20 protein-coding genes are annotated in these 19,124 nt (G+C 65.1%); 5 read left to right on the top strand and 15 right to left on the bottom strand.

The window, feature by feature from the left end:
- Positions 1-59: 59 nt before the first annotated feature.
- The 6 genes from RHPLAN_RS34960 to RHPLAN_RS34935 all read right to left on the bottom strand — a co-directional run bounded on the left by RHPLAN_RS34960 (position 60) and on the right by RHPLAN_RS34935 (position 6,149).
- The gene (locus RHPLAN_RS34960; RefSeq protein WP_068028675.1) at positions 60-1,070 is read right to left on the bottom strand and encodes a Bug family tripartite tricarboxylate transporter substrate binding protein; all 1,011 of its coding nucleotides are present in this window, start codon (positions 1,068-1,070) and stop codon (positions 60-62) included.
- Positions 1,071-1,129: 59 nt separating this feature from the next.
- On the bottom strand, positions 1,130-2,629 hold the full coding sequence (locus RHPLAN_RS34955) for a tripartite tricarboxylate transporter permease (protein WP_068028672.1): 1,500 nt from the start codon (positions 2,627-2,629) through the stop codon (positions 1,130-1,132).
- A gap of 11 nt (positions 2,630-2,640) precedes the next feature.
- Positions 2,641-3,102 (bottom strand): tripartite tricarboxylate transporter TctB family protein, encoded by a 462-nt coding sequence (locus RHPLAN_RS34950; protein ID WP_157100682.1) that lies wholly within the window; start codon positions 3,100-3,102, stop codon positions 2,641-2,643.
- Positions 3,103-3,144: 42 nt separating this feature from the next.
- Complete coding sequence (locus RHPLAN_RS34945; RefSeq protein WP_068028666.1) at positions 3,145-4,116, bottom strand: Bug family tripartite tricarboxylate transporter substrate binding protein; 972 nt, start codon at positions 4,114-4,116, stop codon at positions 3,145-3,147.
- A gap of 63 nt (positions 4,117-4,179) precedes the next feature.
- Positions 4,180-5,163: a Bug family tripartite tricarboxylate transporter substrate binding protein gene (locus tag RHPLAN_RS34940; RefSeq protein ID WP_068028664.1), complete on the bottom strand. Its 984-nt coding sequence runs from the start codon at positions 5,161-5,163 to the stop codon at positions 4,180-4,182.
- Between the two features lie 8 nt (positions 5,164-5,171).
- A complete protein-coding gene (locus RHPLAN_RS34935) occupies positions 5,172-6,149 on the bottom strand; it encodes a Bug family tripartite tricarboxylate transporter substrate binding protein (RefSeq protein ID WP_068028661.1) in 978 nt (325 codons plus the stop codon).
- Between the two features lie 226 nt (positions 6,150-6,375).
- Here RHPLAN_RS34935 and tcuA point away from each other — a divergent pair, with 226 nt between their 5' ends.
- Positions 6,376-7,866 (top strand): FAD-dependent tricarballylate dehydrogenase TcuA, encoded by a 1,491-nt coding sequence (tcuA, locus tag RHPLAN_RS34930; RefSeq protein ID WP_068028659.1) that lies wholly within the window; start codon positions 6,376-6,378, stop codon positions 7,864-7,866.
- A 152-nt stretch (positions 7,867-8,018) separates the two neighbouring features.
- On the opposite strand, the gene RHPLAN_RS34925 is transcribed toward tcuA, so the two are convergent.
- The 3 genes from RHPLAN_RS34925 to RHPLAN_RS34915 all read right to left on the bottom strand — a co-directional run bounded on the left by RHPLAN_RS34925 (position 8,019) and on the right by RHPLAN_RS34915 (position 11,011).
- Positions 8,019-9,824, bottom strand: a complete 1,806-nt coding sequence (locus tag RHPLAN_RS34925; protein ID WP_068028655.1) for an ATP-binding cassette domain-containing protein — start codon at positions 9,822-9,824, stop codon at positions 8,019-8,021.
- Positions 9,825-9,966: 142 nt separating this feature from the next.
- Entirely contained in the window at positions 9,967-10,491 is a 525-nt protein-coding gene (locus RHPLAN_RS34920; protein ID WP_068028652.1) for a PRC-barrel domain-containing protein, read from the bottom strand.
- Between the two features lie 91 nt (positions 10,492-10,582).
- The gene (locus RHPLAN_RS34915) at positions 10,583-11,011 is read right to left on the bottom strand and encodes a hypothetical protein (protein WP_068028649.1); all 429 of its coding nucleotides are present in this window, start codon (positions 11,009-11,011) and stop codon (positions 10,583-10,585) included.
- A gap of 140 nt (positions 11,012-11,151) precedes the next feature.
- Here RHPLAN_RS34915 and RHPLAN_RS34910 point away from each other — a divergent pair, with 140 nt between their 5' ends.
- The 3 genes from RHPLAN_RS34910 to RHPLAN_RS34900 all read left to right on the top strand — a co-directional run bounded on the left by RHPLAN_RS34910 (position 11,152) and on the right by RHPLAN_RS34900 (position 12,610).
- Positions 11,152-11,385, top strand: coding sequence for a hypothetical protein (locus tag RHPLAN_RS34910; RefSeq protein ID WP_068028647.1), 234 nt, complete (start codon positions 11,152-11,154; stop codon positions 11,383-11,385).
- A 149-nt stretch (positions 11,386-11,534) separates the two neighbouring features.
- Complete coding sequence (locus tag RHPLAN_RS34905) at positions 11,535-11,936, top strand: PRC-barrel domain-containing protein (protein ID WP_068032317.1); 402 nt, start codon at positions 11,535-11,537, stop codon at positions 11,934-11,936.
- Between the two features lie 77 nt (positions 11,937-12,013).
- Positions 12,014-12,610, top strand: a complete 597-nt coding sequence (locus RHPLAN_RS34900; RefSeq protein ID WP_237179980.1) for a methylated-DNA--[protein]-cysteine S-methyltransferase — start codon at positions 12,014-12,016, stop codon at positions 12,608-12,610.
- A 17-nt stretch (positions 12,611-12,627) separates the two neighbouring features.
- Here the strand turns inward: RHPLAN_RS34900 and RHPLAN_RS34895 are convergent, their stop codons facing one another.
- The 6 genes from RHPLAN_RS34895 to RHPLAN_RS34870 form a co-directional block, all read right to left on the bottom strand.
- Positions 12,628-12,855 (bottom strand): DUF6894 family protein, encoded by a 228-nt coding sequence (locus RHPLAN_RS34895; RefSeq protein ID WP_068028641.1) that lies wholly within the window; start codon positions 12,853-12,855, stop codon positions 12,628-12,630.
- A gap of 155 nt (positions 12,856-13,010) precedes the next feature.
- Positions 13,011-14,003: an NADPH:quinone oxidoreductase family protein gene (locus RHPLAN_RS34890; RefSeq protein WP_068028639.1), complete on the bottom strand. Its 993-nt coding sequence runs from the start codon at positions 14,001-14,003 to the stop codon at positions 13,011-13,013.
- 40 nt (positions 14,004-14,043) lie between these two features.
- Entirely contained in the window at positions 14,044-15,366 is a 1,323-nt protein-coding gene (locus RHPLAN_RS34885) for a tetratricopeptide repeat protein (RefSeq protein WP_068028636.1), read from the bottom strand.
- Between the two features lie 20 nt (positions 15,367-15,386).
- On the bottom strand, positions 15,387-16,334 hold the full coding sequence (locus tag RHPLAN_RS34880; protein WP_068028634.1) for a dihydroorotate dehydrogenase: 948 nt from the start codon (positions 16,332-16,334) through the stop codon (positions 15,387-15,389).
- A complete protein-coding gene (locus RHPLAN_RS34875; protein WP_084246186.1) occupies positions 16,328-17,197 on the bottom strand; it encodes a dihydroorotate dehydrogenase electron transfer subunit in 870 nt (289 codons plus the stop codon). The genes RHPLAN_RS34880 and RHPLAN_RS34875 overlap by 7 nt, the downstream gene beginning before the upstream one ends.
- Positions 17,198-17,271: 74 nt before the next feature.
- The gene (locus RHPLAN_RS34870) at positions 17,272-18,948 is read right to left on the bottom strand and encodes a class I adenylate-forming enzyme family protein (protein ID WP_068028631.1); all 1,677 of its coding nucleotides are present in this window, start codon (positions 18,946-18,948) and stop codon (positions 17,272-17,274) included.
- Here RHPLAN_RS34870 and RHPLAN_RS40005 point away from each other — a divergent pair.
- The gene (locus RHPLAN_RS40005; RefSeq protein WP_157100681.1) at positions 18,947-19,120 is read left to right on the top strand and encodes a hypothetical protein; all 174 of its coding nucleotides are present in this window, start codon (positions 18,947-18,949) and stop codon (positions 19,118-19,120) included. The two genes, RHPLAN_RS34870 and RHPLAN_RS40005, sit on opposite strands and share 2 nt — an antisense overlap.
- Positions 19,121-19,124 lie beyond the last annotated feature (4 nt).

Genomic DNA, 19,124 nt, shown 5'->3' with positions numbered 1-19,124 from the left:
GCAGCGCTGCGTTCGAGCCTGCGGGACAGGTCCTGCCGCAACGTGAGCGCGCGAGCGATTTACTTCGTCGCCATCTCGCTGGCTTTCTTCAGCACGTCTTTGGGCGTCGCGTAGACCTCTGCGAGAAGATCGTCAATTGCCTTGCCGCTCACCGGATTGATGTCGAGCTCGAGCTTTTTTGCTTCGGCCAGATAGTCGGGGTCCTGCATGGTGGCGTTGAACGCCGCGACCAGCGCAGCCTTTCTGTCGGCCGGAACGCCGGGCGGCGCCGCGAACGGCCGGCCCATGGCCTGCGTGAGCGTGAACAGCTTCAGGATTTGCAGCTTCTCCTGGTCCTTCGTCTGCTCGGTCATCAGCGGAACATCGCCGACCTCGGGGGTCTTCTCGAACGACGCCTGCGAGATCAGGTTGATCTTGCCGTCCTTGAGCCAGTTCGCGTGGCGGGTCTTGATCGTGGTCCAGGACAGGCTGCACAGGCCGTCGACTTCGCCGCGCTCCATCGCCAGCATGATCTCGTTGGTGCCCGGGTAGCCTGCGACCACCTTGATCGGCGCATTGAACACGTTCTTGTGCAGGCGGGCGAAGATGTCCGGCTCCGAGTTCGCGCCATCGCTGCCGAGTGTGATCGGCCTGGTGATGAAGTCCTGCCAGGTCTTCACGCCGGTTGAGTGCCAGGTGACGCAGAGGCTCACGTCCTCGGTGATGCTGCCGAGCCAGGTGAATTTGGTGGCGTCGAACGTCGCGCCCATGTCCAGCAGCGGATTGATGACACCGACGGTGCGGGTGAAGGTGCCGAACACGGTGCCGTCCTTCGGCGCCACCGTATTGAGGAAGTTCGCGACGCGCAGCGAGCCTGCGCCGGCCATGTTCTGCGGCACGATCGTCGGATGGCCGGGGATGTGCCGGCTCATGTGGCGGGCGAGATGGCGGGCATAGAGATCGTAGCCGCCGCCGGCCGAGAAGCCGATCGCAAGATTGATCGTCTTGCCCTTGTAGAACTCCTCGACGCTCTGGGCTCGAGCGTTGGCGGTCAGCAGCGTCAGCACTGCCACGGCAGCAGCAAAACGCATTCGCGGCGTCCTTTCGTATCGCCCGGCCGTCGCTCCCTCTCGAAGCTTACCGCGAGACGCTATTCCTGCAACGCTTCTTCGCGCTTCTGGCGGATCGCGGGCGCCATGATAACGATGAGCAGCAATGCTGCGGCAATCAGGAACGCGAGACTGATCGGCTCCTGCACCAGCACCATGATGTCGCCGCGCGAAATGAGCAGCGCCCGCCGGAGGTTTTCCTCCATCAGCGGGCCGAGCACGAAGCCGAGAATGAGCGGTGCGGGCTCGCAGTCGAGCTTGAGACAGACGTAACCGAACACCGAGAAGAACGCCATCACGTAGACATCGAAGATGTTGGTGTTCACCGTGTAGGCGCCGATGCAGCAGAACGCGACGATCGCCGGAAACATCAGCCGGTAGGGAATGCGCAGCAGCTTCACCCACATGCCGACCAGCGGCAGGTTGAGCACCACCAGCATCAGGTTGCCGATCCACATGCTGGCGATGACGCCCCAGAACAGCTCTGGCCGTTCCGTCATGACGCGCGGCCCGGGCGAAATGCCGTGGATCATCAGCGCGCCGATCATCATCGCCATCGTCGGGTTCGACGGGATGCCGAGCGTCAGCGTCGGGATGAACGAGGTCTGCGCGCCGGCGTTGTTGGCGGACTCGGGCGCGGCGACACCGCGGATGTCGCCTTCGCCGAAGCGGCGCGGGGGCTTTGCGACCTTCTTCTCCAGCGTATAGGCGCCGAACGCCGCGAGCAGCGCGCCGCCGCCCGGCAGCACACCGAGCAGCGAGCCAAGGATGGTGCCGCGCAACACCGCGGGAATGCAGATGCGGATGTCGTCCCAGCTCGGCAGGACGCTGCCGATCCGGGCCGTGACGTCGACCTCTTCCTCCTTGCGTTCGAGATTGGTCGCGACCTCGGCGATGCCGTAGACCGCCATGGACAGCGCGACGAACTCGATGCCGTCGGCGAGGCCCGTCAGACCGAAGGTGAAGCGGCGCACGCCGGAGTTCACATCGGTGCCGCCGATGCCAAGCAGCAGACCGAGCACCACCATGCCGGTCGCCTTCACCACCGAGCCGCGCGCCAGCACGACAGCGGCGATCAGGCCGCACACCATCAGCGAGAAATACTCGGCCGGGCCGAAGTTCAGCGCGATGGCGGCGAGCGGAGGAGCGGCAAAGCAGATCAGCAGCGTCGCGACGCAGCCGGCGAAGAACGAGCCGAGCGCGGCGATGCCGAGCGCGGGGCCGGCGCGACCTTGCCGTGCCATCTCGTAGCCGTCGATGGTGGTGACCACGGACGAGGCTTCGCCGGGAATCTTCACCAGGATCGCGGTGGTCGAGCCGCCGTACTGCGCGCCGTAATAGATGCCGGCGAGCATGATCATGGCCGGCACCGGATCGAGCGTGAACGAGATCGGCAGCAGCATCGCCACGGTGGTGACCGGCCCGATGCCGGGCAGCACGCCGACCAGAGTGCCGAGCAGTGCGCCGATGAAGCAGTACGCGATGTTCTGCAAGCCCAGCGCGACGCTGAAGCCGAGTGCGAGATTGTGGAAGACGTCCATGGCGCGGCGCTCTACAGGAATGCCGGCCAGATCGGCAGCGGCAATCTCAGCGCCACCACGAAGATGCCGACCGAAAACGCCGTGAGGACCACAGCCAGTGCCGCGATTTCGAGCGGCCGCGACTCCCGGCTGGCGAAGGCCGTGATCACGGTCACGGCGAGCAGCGCCAGCACCAGGCCGAGCGGCTGCAGCAGCAAGCCGAAGACGACGATACCGGCCGCGATGATGCCGAGCGGCAAAAGCCGCATCGGTTCGATCCGGTCGCCAGCGGTGAAAAACGAGCGGACGATCAGAATGAGTCCGATCAGCACCAGCGCGCAGCCGAGCAGCAGCGGGAAATACCCCGGCCCCATCCGCCCGGCGCGGCCGAGCGAATAGGAATGCGAGGCGATCAACGCCACCGCCGCGAAGGCGATGAACATGACGCCTGACCAGAAATCTTTCGGAGCGCGGATGTGCATTCTGGACAGCAAGGACGCCGCCACGAAGCCCGCGTCAAGCGGGCGCTGCGCGGCCTAATTCTCCTTGATGTTGCCGTCCGTGATGACCTTCTTCCACTTGTCGAATTCGCTATGCAGGAACGTGTTGCCGTCCTGCGAGGTGGTGTAGCGCGGCTCGGCGCTGACCTTGGCGAAGGCCGCCTTCAGCTCCGGATTGGCCAGCGCCTCCTTCAGCGCGGCGTTGAGCTTGGCCATCACATCGGCCGGCACCGCGGCCGGCGCGAACATGCCGTACCAGAGGTCGACGTCGAAGCCCTTGAGGCCGCCTTCGTCGACCGTCGGCAGGTCCGGATAGGTCGCGCTGCGCTTGAGGCCCGTTACCGCGAGCGGACGGAGCCGATTGTCGGCGGTGAACGGCAGCGCGCCGGCCACGCTCGAGAACGCGAACTGGATCTTGTTCGCCATCATGTCGGTGAAGGACTGGCCGATGCCGCGATAGGGCACATGCGTCGCGGTGACGCCGGTGCGCTGCGCGAACATCTCGCCGGCGAGATGCGGCGTGGTGCCGATGCCCGCCGACGAGAAGTTCAGCTTGCCGGGATTGGCCTTGGCGTAGGTGACGAACTCCGCGTAGGTCTTCGGCGGCAGCTGCGGCGCCACCACCAGCACCAGCGGCGACGACGACACCATCGACACCGTCTGCAGATCCTTGAACGGATCGTAGGGCACGTTCGCCATCAGCGTGGGATTGATGATCAGCGCCGGATCCATCAGCACCAGCGTGTAGCCGTCGGGCGCCGAGCGGACGACCGTATCGGTGCCGGCGACGCCGCCGCCGCCCGGCTTGTTCTCGGCCACGACCGGCTGGCCGATCGCGTCGCTGAGATACTTCGCCGTGGTTCGGCCGATGAAATCGGTGGCACCACCCGGCGCGTAAGGCAGCACCAGGCGGATCGGCTTGCTGGGAAAGGATTGCGCCTGTGCGCCGGTCGAGGCGAGTGCCGGCAGCGCGAGGCCGAGCAGCAGTCCGATCCAATTCGATTTCATCGTGAGCTCCTTCGAGATGCGGGCCGAGCCCCGCGGTGTTGCAAGTATCCGGCCAACCGGCCGCTATTCCGCTTTGATGTTCGCGTCGCGGATCGTCTTGGCAAATTCCTCGTTCTGATGGCGCAGATGCGCGGCGAAGTCCACGCCGCAGACACCCGTTGGAAATACGCCGGCGCGGACGAGCTTTGAGCGCGCCTCGGGATCCCGCAAGGCCTCCTGGAACCAGGCATCAAGCTGCGACACGGCGTCCTTCGGCGTCGCTGCCGGCGCCACGATCCCGAACCAGCTTTCCGCCTCATAGCCCGGAAAGCCCTGCTCGGCGACCGTCGGAAGATCGGGGAGCTGTTCAAGACGCTGGGCAGCCGTGGTCGCAAGTCCGCGCAGCGTGCCGCTCTGCAGCGCGCCGTAGACGTCGCGGAAGTCCCCCATTGCCACCGACACATGGCCGCCCATCACGGCGTTGATCGCGGGCGTGGTGCCGTTGAACGGCACGAAGGTGATATCGACGTTGGCGCGGCGCTTCAGCATCTCGAAGGCGATATGCGGCCCCGTTGCCGGGCCGACGGTGGCGAACGTCAGCTCGCCCGGCTTGGCGCGCGCTTGCGCCAGGAAGCCGGCGAAGCTCTGGATCGGCGAATCCTTGTTGACCACGATCACATGCGGCGAGCGCACCAGCAGGCAAAGCGGCGTGAAGCTCGTTAGCGGATCGTAGTTCGTCTTCTTCAGGAGCGGATTGATCAGCACGCCGGCGGCCACGATCAGAAGCGTGCCGCCATCGGGCGCGGCGCGCGCTGCGGCTTCGCTCGCGATCGAACCGCCGCCGCCAAGGCGGTTCTCGATGACAAAGCTCACGTCGTGCTGCTTGCCGATCTGCTCGGCGAGAACGCGCGCCGTGATGTCAGTCGGCCCTCCCGCCGGAAACGGCACCAGAATGTGGATCGTCTTCGGCACCTGCGCTTGCGCGCCATGCGCGACCATCGCCGTCACCGCGATGAATGCCGCCGCCGCACATCCGAACCATTGCTGGATTGCGCGGGATGGCTTCATGCGTGCGCTCAGCCCTTGCCCGCCAAGCCTGCCTTTTCGACCAGCGGCTTCCAGCGCGCCGCTTCGTCGCCGACGAACTTGGTGAAATCGGCGCGGCTCATCGGCTGGGCGATGAAGCCGTCGCGGCGGAGCCGCGCCTGCACCTCGGGCAGCGCGACCGCGATTGCGACCTCACGGTTGAGTTTTTCGGCGACGTCTTCGGGAAACTTCACCGGGCCGGACAGCGCAAACCATGTGGTGCCGACGAGTTGCGGATAGCCGAGTTCCTTGAAGGTCGGCAGATCCGGTTGGTCCGGCATCCGATCGGGTGAGGTCACCGCGACGCCGACGAGCTGTCCCGCCCGCAGGAACTGCGCGGTCGAAGACAGCGTGAAGGTGCAGAGCGCGACATGGCCCGCGACCACGTCGGTGAGTGCCTGCGACGTCGAGCGATAAGGCACGTGTTCGAGCGGCGCTCCGGTGGCGAGCGAGATCGCAACGCCCATCAGATGGCCGTCGGAGCCGACGCCCGACGAGGCGTACGTCAGCGGCTTCGCGCTCGTCTTCGCCGTGTCGATGAACTCCTTCAGCGTCTTGATGTTGGCCGCAGGCGTTGCGGCCAAGGCGACCGGCGCACCCGCCACATAGGCGATATGCGAAAAGTCGTTGACCGGATGATAGGTCGCGGCCGGGTTGATCACCGGCACCAGCGCCAAGGTCGAAAGATTGGTGATGCCGATGGTGTAGCCGTCGGGGGCCGCCGCCGCGATCGCCTGGGTGCCGATCATGCCGCCCGCGCCGGTGCGGTTCTCGACTACGAACTGCTGCTTGAACACCGTCGAAAGATGGTCGGCCACCACGCGGGCGAGCGTATCGCCGGAGCCGCCGGCGCCGAACGGCACGATGATCTTCACCGGCCGGTCGGGCCAGGTTTCCGCTGAGGCCGGCGAGACAAAGGGGAGCAGCGCAGCAAGCAGGAGGACGAGCGAATTCAGGCGTGTGGTCACGAAAGCCTCGAGTGGAAGTGAAAGCCGGCGCGCGATTATGGTCCAAGCCCGCGCGCAGGCAAGGCGACACGGTCGCGCGCTTTCGCGAAGGGTTCAGCACGCGGAACGGAAGGCACATCTGCCATCCGTCCGCGGCCTTGACAGCGCCCAAACGTAATTCGATGAAAGGCCGGAAAGCCTTAGCCCGCCCGGCCAGGGCGGCATTGCGCGAGCGGAGGAAATCGACGTGGCAGGCAAGTGGGACGTGGTGGTGGTTGGCGCCGGAAATGCGGCGTTTTGCGCGGCGCAGGCGGCGGCTCAGAACGGCGCCAAGGTGCTGATGGTCGAGCGTGCGCCCAAGGAACTGATGGGCGGCAACTCCCGCTTCACGGCCGGCGCGTTCCGCTGCGTCTATGACGGTGTCGACGATCTCACCGCCCTCATGCCGGACCTGACCAAGGACGAGCTCGACCGCTCCGACTTCGGCACCTACACGGCCGACAAGTTCTACGACGACATGTTCCGTGTGACGGAATACCGGACCGACGGCGAACTGTGCGACCGGCTGGTCGGCCGCTCGCGCGACACCATGCGCTGGCTGCACAAGACCGGCATGAAGTTCGATCCGATCTGGGGCCGGCAGGCCTATCTGATCGACGGCAAGTTCAAGTTCTGGGGCGGCCTCACCGTCGAGTCCAAGGGCGGCGGCCCAGGCTTGATCGAGCAGCATCTGAAGCTCGCGCAGCAGAACGGCATCGAGGTCCGCTACGGCGTGCGCGGCCTGTCGCTGATCTATGACGGCAAGACCGTGAAGGGCCTGAAGGTCAAGGCCAACGGCGCGTACGAGGACATCGAGTGCAAGGCGGTGATCATCGCCTGCGGCGGCTTCGAGTCGAATCCCGAGATGCGCACCCGCTACATGGGCCCGGGCTGGGAGCTCGTGAAGGTGCGCGGCACGCCCTACAACACCGGCGACGGCATCAACATGGCGCTGGCCATCGGCGCGTCGAGCTTCGGCAACTGGTCGGGCGGCCACGCCGTGCAGTGGGACTACAACGCGCCGGAGTTCGGCGATCTCAGCGTCGGCGACAACTTCCAGAAGCACAGCTATCCGTGGGGCATCCTGGTCAACGCCACCGGCCGCCGCTTCGTCGACGAGGGCGCGGACTTCCGCAACTACACCTACGCCAAGTACGGCGCCGTGGTGCTGCGCCAGCCCGGCAACTTCGCCTGGCAGGTGTTCGACGGCAAGATCGTGCCGATGCTGCGCGCCGAATACCGCATCAAGCGCGTGTCGAAGGTCTCGGCCAACACCATCGAGGAGTTCGCGCACAAGCTCGAAGGCGTCAATCCCGAGGCGTTCCTCGACGAGATCAAGAAGTACAACGCGGCCGTGAAGCAGGGCGTGAAGTTCGATCCGAACATCAAGGACGGCCGCTGCACGGTGGGCCTCCCGATCAACAAGTCGAACTGGGCCAACACCATCGAGGAGCCGCCGTTCGAGGCTTATCACGTCGGCTGCGGGCTTTCATTCACCTTTGGCGGCGTGCGCATCGATCCGGACTCAGGGCAAGTGATCGACTCCGACATGAACCCGATCCCGGGACTTTATGCGGCAGGCGAACTCGTCGGCGGCATCTTCTACTTCAACTATCCGGGCGGCTCGGGCCTGATGTCGGGTTCGGTCTTCGGCCGCATCGCCGGCACCGGCGCTTCGGCCGCGATGCGCAACGCTTGAGCCACGCGGTAGCCGCACGGTCATTCCGGGGCGCGAGCGAAGCTCGCGAACCCGGAATCCAGAACAAAGCTCCGAGCCAACGTCTGGATTCCGGGTTCGGCGCTGCGCGCGGCCCCGGAATGACGGCGTAACCAATCGGCAGCGGCGGCGAGTTAAGCGCCGCCCAACTCCTCGCGCAAAATTTCCAGCTCCAGCCAGCGCTCTTCCGCTTCGGTGAGCTTGGTCTGCACTGCGCCGAGGTCTGACGACACCTTCTCGAATCCAGCCCGATCGCGTGCGAAGAAATTCGGATCGTCGAGCTGCTGCTGCAGCTTGCGGCCCTGCGATTCGAGATCGGCGATCATCTTGGGCAGAGTTTCGAGCGCATGCTTTTCGTTGAAGCTGAGCTTGCGCTTCTTCTCCGGTGCCGGCTTGGCTTCCTTGACCGCTTTCGGCTCTTTTGCAGCCTTGGGTGCCTCACGCACGAGATCTTCGCCGCGCTGAGCCAGCATGTCGGTGTAGCCGCCGGCGTATTCGACCCAGTGCCCGTTGCCGTCCGGCACGATCACGCTGGTGACGAGCCGGTCGAGAAAGTCGCGGTCGTGGCTGATCAGCAGCACGGTGCCGGCATAGTCGGCGATCATGCTCTCCAGCACGTCGAGCGTTTCGAGGTCGAGGTCGTTGGTCGGCTCGTCGAGCACCAGCAGGTTCGATGGCTTGGCGAGTGTCTGCGCCAGCATCAGCCGGCCGCGCTCGCCGCCGGAAAGCTTTTCCAGCGGCGTGCGCGCCTGCTCGGGCGCAAACAGGAAGTCCTTCATATAGCCGATGACGTGCCGACGCTCGCCGTTGACCTCGACGGTGTCGCGACCGCCGCCGGTCAGCGCATCGGCGACGGTGGTGTTGGGGTTGAGGCTGTCGCGGTGCTGCTCAAGCGTGGCCATCGCCAGGTTGGCGCCGAGCTTCACGGTGCCGGCGTCCGGCTCGAGCGCGCCGGTCAGCATCTTCACCAGCGTGGTCTTGCCCATGCCATTGGGGCCGACCACGCCGATGCGGTCGCTGCGTAGCACGCGGGTCGAGAAATTCTCGACGATCGTGCGGCCCTCGTAGCTCTTGCCGATGCCCTTGGCCTCGATCACCTGCGCGCCGGACGGCGCCGCCTCGCTGGCTGCGATGGTGGCGCTGCCTTGAGAGCCGCGATAGGTGCGCCGCGTTTCGCGGAGCGTCTGCAGGCCCGCGAGCCGCTTGACGTTGCGCTTTCGCCGCGCGGTCACGCCGTAGCGCAGCCAATGCTCCTCGGCGACGATCTTGCGGTCGAGCTTGTGCTGGTCGCGTTCCTCCTCGGCCAGCACCTCGTCACGCCAGTCCTCGAAATCGGCGAAACCACGCTCGACCCGCTTGGTCTTGCCGCGGTCGAGCCACACCGTGCTGCGCGACATGTTGGAGAGAAAGCGCCGGTCATGGCTGATCATCACGATGGCCGAGCGCAGCCCTTCGAGTTCGCGCTCCAGCCACTCGATGGTGGGGAGATCCAGATGGTTGGTCGGCTCGTCGAGCAGCAGGATGTCCGGATCGGGCGCGAGCACGCGGGCGAGCGCCGCGCGCCGCGCCTCGCCGCCGGACAGCCGCGACGGGTCTTCGCTGCCGGACAGCCCCAGCGCGTCGAGCATCTGCTGCGCCTGGTGGGTTCCGTCGTTCGGCCCAAGGCCAGCCTCGACGTAGGCCATCACCGTCTCGGCATCGCCGAAATCCGGCTCCTGTGCGAGATAGCGCAGCGATGCGCCAGGCTGCACGAACACCGAGCCGCCGTCGGGCTCGACCCCGCGCGCCGCGATCTTCATGAGCGTCGATTTGCCCGAGCCGTTGCGCCCGACCAGGCAGACGCGCTCGCCCGGCGCGACCGAAAGCTCGGCCGCGGTGAGCAGCGGCGTGCCGCCGAAGGTCAGTGCGATGTCTTTGAGCTGGAGAAGAGGCGCGGGCATGGCGCGCCATGTAGGGCAGGGGACGCCGGAAAGGCAATACGGTTGCCTCACACGCGATGTGAAAAGAGCCCCGGCTTTCGCCAGGGCTCTTTCGTCGCATCACGCCGTCAGCTTGCGTTGCCTGAGCGCTGTTGCGAAACAATTAGTCGTACTTGAACTGCGGCATGGCCTTGAGCTGGTCCTTGCTAGCGCCGCTCAGGATCGCATGGTCCGGATACCATTTCTTGGTCGAAGACGTAGTGGTCGTCGTGGTGGCCGGCCGGTTCATCGAACCGCCAGCCGCGCCGGTCGTCGTCGTGGTGTTGCTCGAAGAGGTCTTCACAGGCTCGTCGACGAATTTCAGCTTGGCCATATCGACCTTGATGTCATGGGAGCCCATGCCGAGGAAGCCGCCGACACCGATGATCACGCCGTCGACCTTGCCCGACTTGTCGATCAGGACTTCGCTGATGTCGCCGAGCTTTTCGTTCTGGTCATTGTAAACATTGACGCCGATGACCTTGGACGCGCGCCACATTGCCGAGGCCGATGTCGTGGTGGTCGTGGTGGTGGCGGCAGCGGCAGGCGGGGCCGGGGTCGCAGCGGGCGCCGGCGGATTGGATTGAGCGAACGCTGTCACGATCACGACAGAGGACAGCAGCCCGCCGAGCAGAAGACTTGAGCGCATGAGTTATCACTCCGGTTGGTGTTCAAAGATGCCTATCGAACGTCCTGCGAAGAAACTTTGTTCCTCGCGAAAATGCCGCGTGCTCGCGCCCTTATTGCTTTTTCTGTCCAGCCTGGCCCGCCTGCTGCTTCGGCTGTGGTGTGTTGTTGGCGCCGGAGCCGGTGGTTTCAACGGGCGGTGAAGAGTCCGGCGCTTGAGCGGTGCTCGTCTGAGCGTTGCTCGTCACGGGCGGCAACGGCGCGCTGGCGCTCTGGATCGGATTGGTATCCTTGGCATAAAGGAAAGCCGCTGCGATGCCGGCGATGAACAGCGCCGCGATGCCGCCGAAAATCGCCGCCACCGTGGTCTCAGACTGTTCGTATCTGCGCCACTGCTTGTTCAACCGCGAGCTTTTGGAATCTGGATTTTCCATAGCGTCATCCTCGTCGGTGCGCTCATCACGTAAAAACGTTTGCGGAGCACCGCCGTTCCGAAGCGCCCGAAGCCAGATTGCGGCGATGCTTATGATGCGCCGCCGCATTGCGAGGGATCGGACGAACAAATTCCCGAATCGGGAGGAACGCGTGAACGGTCCGTTCCGTTGGTTTGATCAGATGCGACAAAGCGTCTGAGGCGATCCCAAATCACATGCGAAAAACCCTTGAGCCAAGGAGCCACGCCATGCGTCTTCTCCCAATCTTCGCTGCGGCCAGCTTCGGTCTGTTGGCGGCCACGGCAGCCAGCGCGCAGGGAACCAGCAGCCAGACCGGCACCGGCAATCCCAGTGGCGGGCAGAACATGGACACCTCGAACAGGGGCAATCCCAATGAACCGTCGGCTGGGCAGACCAGCGGCATGAGCTCCAAGGCTATGACCAAGAAGAAAAAGAAAGCCCGGAAGCATCACGCGATGTAGCCATCGCAGTTTTCGGCGCTGCGATATGTCCGCAATCGCAACGATGCCGCCGCCCATGTACGGCGGCACCGTCGCGGAACCCGCAGGAACTTCCATGTCCCAGATGACGTTTGCTCTCAAACGTTGAGAGACGGAGAACGATCATGAGCATGACGACAGGAATGGGCCGTTTCGGCGATACTTCGCCCGCCATTCACGGCCGCCACGATCTGATCGGCAGCGACCGGGTCGAAGGCACCAAGGTCTATCGCTCCGACGGCAAGAAGATCGGTGAGATCGAGCGGGTGATGCTCGATAAGTTCTCGGGCCAGATTGCTTACGCGGTGATGGGCTTCGGCGGCTTCCTGGGCCTGGGCGAGGATCACTATCCGATCCCGTGGCAGCGGCTGACCTACAACGAGAAGCTCGGCGGCTATGAGGTCAACATCACCGACGAGCAACTCAAGAACGCGCCGCACTATGCGACCGGCGAAGAGTGGAAGTGGGATCGCACGCAGGGCCAGCGCATCTACGACTATTACGGCGTGCCGCCGTATTGGCCGCTGATGTAATGCCGGCCAGCCGCTGTGCGCGGAAGCCCCGTGCCGCAAGGCGCGGGGCTTCGTGTTTCTAAGGTTTCGGGAATCGGGTGGCAACGCGCCGTGCCTGCGCCTACCTTTGCGCCATGGAACAGGCACATCATCATCTGTTCGAGACCGCGATCGGCCGTTGCGGCATCGCCTGGAATGGGCGGGGCATCTGCGCCACGCAGCTTCCGGAGAAGGACGACGCCATGACCGAGCGGCGGCTCGTTAAAAAATCCGGCAGCGTCGGCCCGGCCGATCCGCCGCCAGCGGTGCAGGCCCTGATCGTCGATATTCGGAATTATCTCGGCGGCCAGAGGGTCGATTTCTCAGCCGTTGCCGTCGACCTCAATGGCATCGACGAGCTTCGCCGCCGCATCTACGAGGCGCTGCGCGGTATCGAGTTTGGCCGCACCGTTACCTACGGCGAGCTCGCCCGCAGCATCGGCGCGACCGACTGGGAGGGCGCCCGCGACGTCGGCGCCGCGATGGGAAGCAACCGCATCCCGATCGTCATCCCATGCCACCGGGTCCTTGCCGCTGGCGGCAAGCTCGGAGGCTTCTCGGCATACGGCGGCACCAAGACCAAGCAAAAGCTTCTGGCGCTCGAGGGCGTTCGCTTCGAAGGCGAAGCGCCCACACCACGTCTACCGGGATTGTAGGGACGCTCTTCCGGCTTTCAGGCCGCGATCAGCTCCGGCTGCCGGATCGGCACCGAGAACAGGCAGGTGCCCGCGATGTTGCGGACCTGCACCTCGGCGCCGGCGGTTTCGCTGTCGCTGCATTCGAAATCGAGGGCGATCAGCTCCGCGAGCTCGCGGGCCTGTTCCGGCTGCGCGAAGTCACGGCCTTGATAATCGTAACGCACATGATTTTTGAACGAAACGTCGAAAAAAAAGCGCTTCATTTGTCACCTTCTTTTTGGACCCCCGGTTGCGTGACATTTCGCAACTCTGCGCACAGTCTAATTCGCTCACGTTTTCTGTACGTTTCGCGGATCGCTAGAAGTAGCGCGAAAAATTGCCAGCAAATTATCGCGAAAATTTTAGCAATCTCGATTGATTAACTTCGCATTTTCAAGACAATTCGGCCGCGAACCTTGCGGTCCTTGATGTCGCGGAGCGCGTCGGCGAACTGCTCCAGCGGATAGGCCTTGGTCGGCAGCGGCTTCAACTTGCCCTCGGCATGGAGCCGGTAGATGTCGGCGAAGGCGGCCTGCATGTCCTGCGGCCGGCGCTTGCGATAGTCGCTGACCTGCATGCCGCTGACCTCGATGTTCTTCACCAGAACGTAGTTCATCTTCAGCGACGGGATCCGGCCCGAGGCAAAGCCGATCACGATCAGCCGGCCGCACCAGGCGAGCGCGCGCACCGCGGCGTCGAAGATATCGCCGCCCAGCATGTCGACGACGATGTCGACGCCCTTCTTGCCGGTCAGCGCGAACACCTGCTGGCGCAGGCTCTCATGCAGATCGGGCACCGACAGATCGACGATGGCATCGGCGCCGGCGTCGCGAACGATGTCTTCCTTGCTCTTGCTGGAGACGGCGGCGAACACCTTGCCGCCGAACGCCTTGGCCAGTTGGATTGCGGCGAGACCCACGCCGCCGGTCGCGCCCAGCACCAGCACGGTTTCTCCCGGCGCGATCCGGCCGCGATCCTTCAGAGCGAAGTACGCGGTGTCGTAGACCAGCGCCATCGAGGCCGCTTCCTCGAACGGCAGGTTCGGCGGCAGCTTGATGCATTGGTTCTCCGGCATCACGCTGAACTCGGCGAAGCTCGAGGATTCCGCCATCAGCAGCGCGTGGTCGCCCGGCTTGAACCGCGTCACGCCCGCACCGACCGCGGTGACGATCCCGACCGGCAGCTTGCCCGGAATGAACGGCAGCGTCGGCTTGAACTGATAGGTGCCGCTCATCATCACGAGGTCGACGAAGTTCACGCTGACGGCGTGGACCTCGATCATCACCTCGCCGGCCTTGGGCTCGGGTTTGGGCATCTCGCCCAGCGCGGCCTTCTCGATGCCGCCAAACTCCCGGACCACCACGGCGCGCATGTCGTTCTCCGTTGATTAGACGTTTCGCCGGATTGAACCATCAATCGGCATGATGGCCAAACAGCAGCGTCAGGTTGATGCGATGGTTTTCGTAACCGGGCGCGAAGTCCGTGGCGCCGGAGCGGTGAAACAGACGGGATTCAAACAGCACCGCGCGGTTGTCGCGATAGGGCACGACGAGGCTCTCGCCGGCGTGCTGATCGAGGAACGCCGCAATCTCGGCCATGTCCGCATCGTAGCCATGCACTTGCCAAGCCGCCGGCGGCAGCACGCGGCACACCTCCAGCCCGCCGCCGTCGGGGTTGCGGTTGGCGCGGTCCGGCGTCACCCAGAAGTTGATGCTGATGGCGGCATCGTCGGCATGGGCCGCAACGGCAGACGCAGCTTTCAGGCCCTTGAACGCCCAGGCCTGGGTGAGCGGGTGCGGTCCGAGGAGTTCAGGCAGCGTGCCGCGAAGCTCGTCGACGATCTGAAGCAGCAGCGGGCAGGCCAGGCCGTCTTCGAGATAAGACGCAACGAAACCGCCGATGTGGCTGAAGTCGTGCCAGATGGTGCTTTCGAGCAGGTAGCGTTGGAGCGCGGCCAGACCCGCAGGCGTCAGCAGATCATCGAACGCCACCGCGCCGGCCTCGCGTTCGCGAAAGCGCGCGAGCAAGGCATCGCGGTCCGGGCGGGCATTGACGGCGCGGCCCGCGATCTCGGGCGCGCTGCTGATGTGGATCGCCGTGTTGTAGTCGTCGCCGAGCGCGTCGAGCTGCTCGCCGGACAGCGGCACGGCCTTGTCCGGGACGCCTTCCGCCACGGCTTCGTAATTGCGCGCCAACGTCTCGAAACGCAGGCGGTCCCGGCGGCGCGCCGCCAGATAACGGAACTGCTCGGCGTCGTGGATGAGCTTGTCGTGCACAGCCCAGGTCAGCGACTTGTTCGCGATGCCGGACCGATCCTCGCCGCGCCGCAGCTCATAGGTGCGCGCGAAATGATCGAGCGCACGGCTGCGGTCGCCCTCGGCGAGCCAGAGGAAGCCGAGCGCGCGATGGGCGTCGTAATGCCCGGGATCGATGGCGCAGACGCGAGCATAGCTCTGCAAGGCGTCGCGCGAGCGGCCGAGCGCCTGCAGCGCCGAGGCGCGATTGTAGTGCGCGGATGCGTATCGCGGTTCGGCCGCGATCGCCAAGTCGAACTGCGCGATGGCTTCGTCGTGGCGGCCATTCGCTGCGGCGATCACGCCGAGATTGTGGACGATGGCCGGATGGCTAGGCGCAAGCTCCAGTGCATCACGATAGGCGGCCTCGGCCTGATCGAGACGTCCGGCCTCGTGGTGCGCGACCGCATCAGCAACACGTTGCTCGAAGGGGCTCGCCATGACTGCCGCGGCGTCTGGGGTCAGACGCCGATCGACGCAGCGGCCAGCGTGTCCGTCTCCATGTCGGCATCCTTCACCGCGCCGATCAGTTCGGTGACCTTCTTGATGCCGCGCTCATCGCACCAGGCTTCGAGGTCGTCGATGATCTGAACCAGCGCCGTCGGATTGCGGAAGCCGGCGTAGCCGATGCCGACCGCGCTCGCCCCCGCCAGCATGTATTCGACCACGTCCTCGGCCTTGGTCACGCCGCCGATGCCGATAATCGGAATCTTCACCTGCTTGGCGACCTGATAGACCATCCGCAGCACGATCGGCTTGAGCGCCGGCGAAACCAGTCCGCCGAACTTGTTGCCGAGCGCCGGACGGAAGTTGTCGGTGCGGATCTTCAGCGACAGGAAGGTGTTGGCGATCGCCAGCGCGTCGGCGCCGGCGGCTTCGGCGGCGCGCGCGATCGAGACGATGTCGCCGGCGTTGGGCGACAGCTTCACCCACAGCGGCTTCTTGGTCTTGGCGCGGATCGCGGTGATGCAATCGCGGGTGTAGTCCTCGTGCATGGCAAAGTTGCCGCCCGTCTGATTGCGGGTCGGGCACGAGATGTTCGCCTCGATGACGTCGACATCGGGCACGCTCAGCTCTTCGGCAAGCGCGGCGAAATCCTCGATGTTGTCCGAGTTCACGCTCACCACCAGCGGCGGCTTGAACCTGGCGTATTCCGGCACGATGTGATCGACGAAGTATTCGATGCCTTTGCCCGGCAGGCCGATCGACTGGATGATGCCAGCCTCGGTCTCGGCCATGCGCGGCGTCGGATTGCCGAGCCGCGGCTCGCGGCAAATGGTCTTTGCCACCAGCGCACCGAGCCGGTTCAGGTCGATGACGTCGTTGTATTCCCAAGAAAAGGCGCCGGACGCTGGCTGAATCGGATTCTGCAGCGTGATGTCGCCGATCTTGACCGAGAGATCTACCATCCCACGGCCTCCTGAATGTTGAACACGGGACCGTCGCGGCAGACGCGGCGGAGCACCTTCTCGCCGTCGACCTCGAAGGTGCGCATGCAGACGTAGCAGGCGCCGATGCCGCAGACCATGATCTGCTCCATGGCGACCTGGCCCGGAATGTTGTGCTTCTTGCCGAGCCGCTGCATCAGCTTCAGCAGGCGGTTCGAGCCGCAGGTGAAGAACGCGTCGGCTTTGCCTTCGGCGATCAGGCCTTCGACGATCTTCTCGACGTTCTCGACCGCGCTGGTGTTGTCGGTGTCGAGCACCGTCAGGACCCGCGCGCCGAGGCCCGCGAACAGATCGCGCGACATCACCACGCCGGCGTGACGCGCGCTCAGGATCGCGGTGACGCCGACCTTCTGTTCGGCGGCAAGCTGCGACAGCGGCGCGAGAGTCGCGAGACCCACGCCGCGGCCCAACACCACGATGTTCTTCCAGGACGGCTCGAGCGTGAAGCCATGGCCGAGCGGGCCCGCGATGTTGAAGTCATCGCCGACGCCGAGCTTCGCCATGCCGAGGGTGCCGCGGCCTTCGGTCTTGTAGAGAAATTCGATCTGGCCGTTCGCCTTGTCGACGCGATACACGCTCATCGGCCGGCGCATCCAGACTTCGGCGCCGTCGGGCGACGGGCAGAGCAGATGAAACATCTGCCCGGCGTAAGCTCTCAGCGCGTGCGGATGGACCTTGAGGACGACGTGCTTGTACTCGTCGTTGACCGAGGCGTTCGACACCACGGTGCCGATGAACTCACCGGCCTTGCGTTCCGCATAGGGGTCCACGTCTCCGATCCGCAGAGCGGAATTCGTGTATTTGCCGGATGCCTCGAGCGCCATGTCGCCGCGTGATCTTGCTTGATTTACAGGGCTTCTAACTACCGCCTGTTCATAGGAGCAGGCTGCGATGCGAGTCAATTGGGCGTGGTGGCATCCCTGCTGCGACTTGCCTCGAAACGCACAGGCTGCGGCGTGACGCGGCCGGCCGCGATCCAATCCAGGATCGCCCGCTTGAGCATCTTGCCGTTGGGCGTCAGCGGAATCTCGTCGAGCCGCAGGAAATATTCCGGCATGTCGTATTTGGAGAGACCCGCGACATCGAGATGCGCGAGCAGCTCCGAGGGTGCGACATCGGCGCCGGGGCGCGTCACCACCGCGAGGCAGACCTTCTCGCCGAGCCGGGGATCCTTGATCGGGATCGCCGCGGCGCGCTGCACCGCCGGATGGCGTGTCGCCAGTTCCTCGACTCGCGCCGGATGGATGTTGTGGCCGCCGCGGATGATGATGTCCTTGCTGCGGCCGGCGATGCGGAGATAGCCCTGCGCGTCGATCGTGCCGAGGTCGCCGGTCATGAACCAGCCGTCCTTGTTGAAGGCGTCCTCGGTGGCCTTCTGGTCGTCGAAATAGCCGAGCATCAGGCTCGCGCCGCGGCCGCCGATCTCGCCGACCTCGCCGGGTCCCGCTTCGGTGTCGCGGTCGTCGGCCTTGAACACGCAAAGTTCGTAGCCGGGACAGGTCTTGCCCGAGGTTTCGACGATCAGCCGGGCGTCGTCGTCCGGCAGCGTGTACTGGTGCGAGCAGTTCTCGGTCATGCCGTAGCCGCTCTGCGGCTTGACGCCCTGCGCGATCAGGCCCGCCACCACCTCGCTCGGCACGGCCGAGCCGGAGATGCGGAAGCCTGTGAGCCTGCCGAGACCCTTCATGCCGCGCTTCTGCATTTCGCCGAGGAGATCGATGGCGTTCGGCGGCACGCCGATCAGGAAGCTCGTGTCGGTCTCGAGGATGCGGTCGGCGAGGCTCGCACCGCGCGGCAAATCCTGGATCACAAGCTCCGCCCCCGCGGCCAGCACGATCACCTGCGACGTGAAGCCGAGATTGTGGCTGAGCGGCGACAGCGAATAGACCACGGACGTGTTGTCGATGCTCCAGTCCTTGGCGAACTGGCGCGCGTTGGCGAGCAGCGTGTTGTCGGAGTGCATCACGCCTTTGGGCTTGCCGGTCGTGCCCGACGTGAAGGCGAGATAGACCACCTGGTTGGGATCGGCCTTGACCGGAACCACCGGGCCGTGCGCCGCAAGGCCCGGGAACAGCACCTGGCTCGTCTCGCTGAGCGGCTTGAGCCGATAGATCTGCTTCACCGTCTCGGCGGCTTTGATCGCCTCGATGAAGTCGCGCTTGTCGGCATCGGCGCCGTAGCCCTCCTGCCAGATGAATGCGGCGGCGCGGGTCCGCTGCATCAGCTCGACCACCTCGCCGACGGTGTGATCGCGATGCAACGACGGGCAGCAGATGGCTCCGCTCTTGGAGCAGGCCAGCAATGCAATGACGCTTTCGATCCGGCTCGGCAGCCAGACGCCGACGCGCTGGCCCGCCCGCACGCCGCGGCCGGCAAGGTCGGCGGCCAACGCATCGGTGGCGTCGAGCAGCTGGCGATAGGTCAGGCGGCGGAACCGGTCGCGAACCGCAAAGGAATCCGGCTTGTGCTCGGCGTTCCAGCGCACCAGTGAGTAGATCGTGTCGCCGCGCCAGAAGCCCTCGGACTCGTATTTCTTGATGAGTTCGGCCGACAGCCGCGTCAGGATCGTGTTCATGGGCCTTTATGCTGCGCGTGATCTTGGCCGAAACCGGTACCCAGTTTTAGGGACCCTGCGCAAGGTTTCGACGCAGCGGGACGCCATTCGCAAAAGGCTGAAGGTTTTCGGCGCGATCGAACGTGTCGGCGAGCGCAAGAAAACAGAGCGGCGGCCGGTCGGGCCGCTGTGAAGAA

This window comes from Rhodoplanes sp. Z2-YC6860 (assembly GCF_001579845.1).
GTDB lineage: Bacteria > Pseudomonadota > Alphaproteobacteria > Rhizobiales > Xanthobacteraceae > Z2-YC6860.
The sequence above is the reverse complement of the archived record's forward strand: the minus strand, read 5'-3'. Positions and strand labels throughout refer to the sequence as shown.

Bases quoted from the DNA above. Each gene is read 5' to 3' on its own strand.
- RHPLAN_RS34960 (WP_068028675.1), bottom strand. From the start codon at position 1,070: ATGCGTTTTGCTGCTGCCGTGGCAGTGCTGACGCTGCTGACCGCCAAC.
- RHPLAN_RS34955 (WP_068028672.1), bottom strand. From the start codon at position 2,629: ATGGACGTCTTCCACAATCTCGCACTCGGCTTCAGCGTCGCGCTGGGC.
- RHPLAN_RS34945 (WP_068028666.1), bottom strand. From the start codon at position 4,116: ATGAAATCGAATTGGATCGGACTGCTGCTCGGCCTCGCGCTGCCGGCA.
- RHPLAN_RS34940 (WP_068028664.1), bottom strand. From the start codon at position 5,163: ATGAAGCCATCCCGCGCAATCCAGCAATGGTTCGGATGTGCGGCGGCG.
- RHPLAN_RS34925 (WP_068028655.1), bottom strand. From the start codon at position 9,824: ATGCCCGCGCCTCTTCTCCAGCTCAAAGACATCGCACTGACCTTCGGC.
- RHPLAN_RS34920 (WP_068028652.1), bottom strand. From the start codon at position 10,491: ATGCGCTCAAGTCTTCTGCTCGGCGGGCTGCTGTCCTCTGTCGTGATC.
- RHPLAN_RS34915 (WP_068028649.1), bottom strand. From the start codon at position 11,011: ATGCGGCGGCGCATCATAAGCATCGCCGCAATCTGGCTTCGGGCGCTT.
- RHPLAN_RS34910 (WP_068028647.1), top strand. From the start codon at position 11,152: ATGCGTCTTCTCCCAATCTTCGCTGCGGCCAGCTTCGGTCTGTTGGCG.
- RHPLAN_RS34905 (WP_068032317.1), top strand. From the start codon at position 11,535: ATGACGACAGGAATGGGCCGTTTCGGCGATACTTCGCCCGCCATTCAC.
- RHPLAN_RS34895 (WP_068028641.1), bottom strand. From the start codon at position 12,855: ATGAAGCGCTTTTTTTTCGACGTTTCGTTCAAAAATCATGTGCGTTAC.
- RHPLAN_RS34890 (WP_068028639.1), bottom strand. From the start codon at position 14,003: ATGCGCGCCGTGGTGGTCCGGGAGTTTGGCGGCATCGAGAAGGCCGCG.
- RHPLAN_RS34885 (WP_068028636.1), bottom strand. From the start codon at position 15,366: ATGGCGAGCCCCTTCGAGCAACGTGTTGCTGATGCGGTCGCGCACCAC.
- RHPLAN_RS34880 (WP_068028634.1), bottom strand. From the start codon at position 16,334: ATGGTAGATCTCTCGGTCAAGATCGGCGACATCACGCTGCAGAATCCG.
- RHPLAN_RS34875 (WP_084246186.1), bottom strand. From the start codon at position 17,197: ATGGCGCTCGAGGCATCCGGCAAATACACGAATTCCGCTCTGCGGATC.
- RHPLAN_RS40005 (WP_157100681.1), top strand. From the start codon at position 18,947: ATGGGCCTTTATGCTGCGCGTGATCTTGGCCGAAACCGGTACCCAGTT.
- RHPLAN_RS34870 (WP_068028631.1), bottom strand. From the start codon at position 18,948: ATGAACACGATCCTGACGCGGCTGTCGGCCGAACTCATCAAGAAATAC.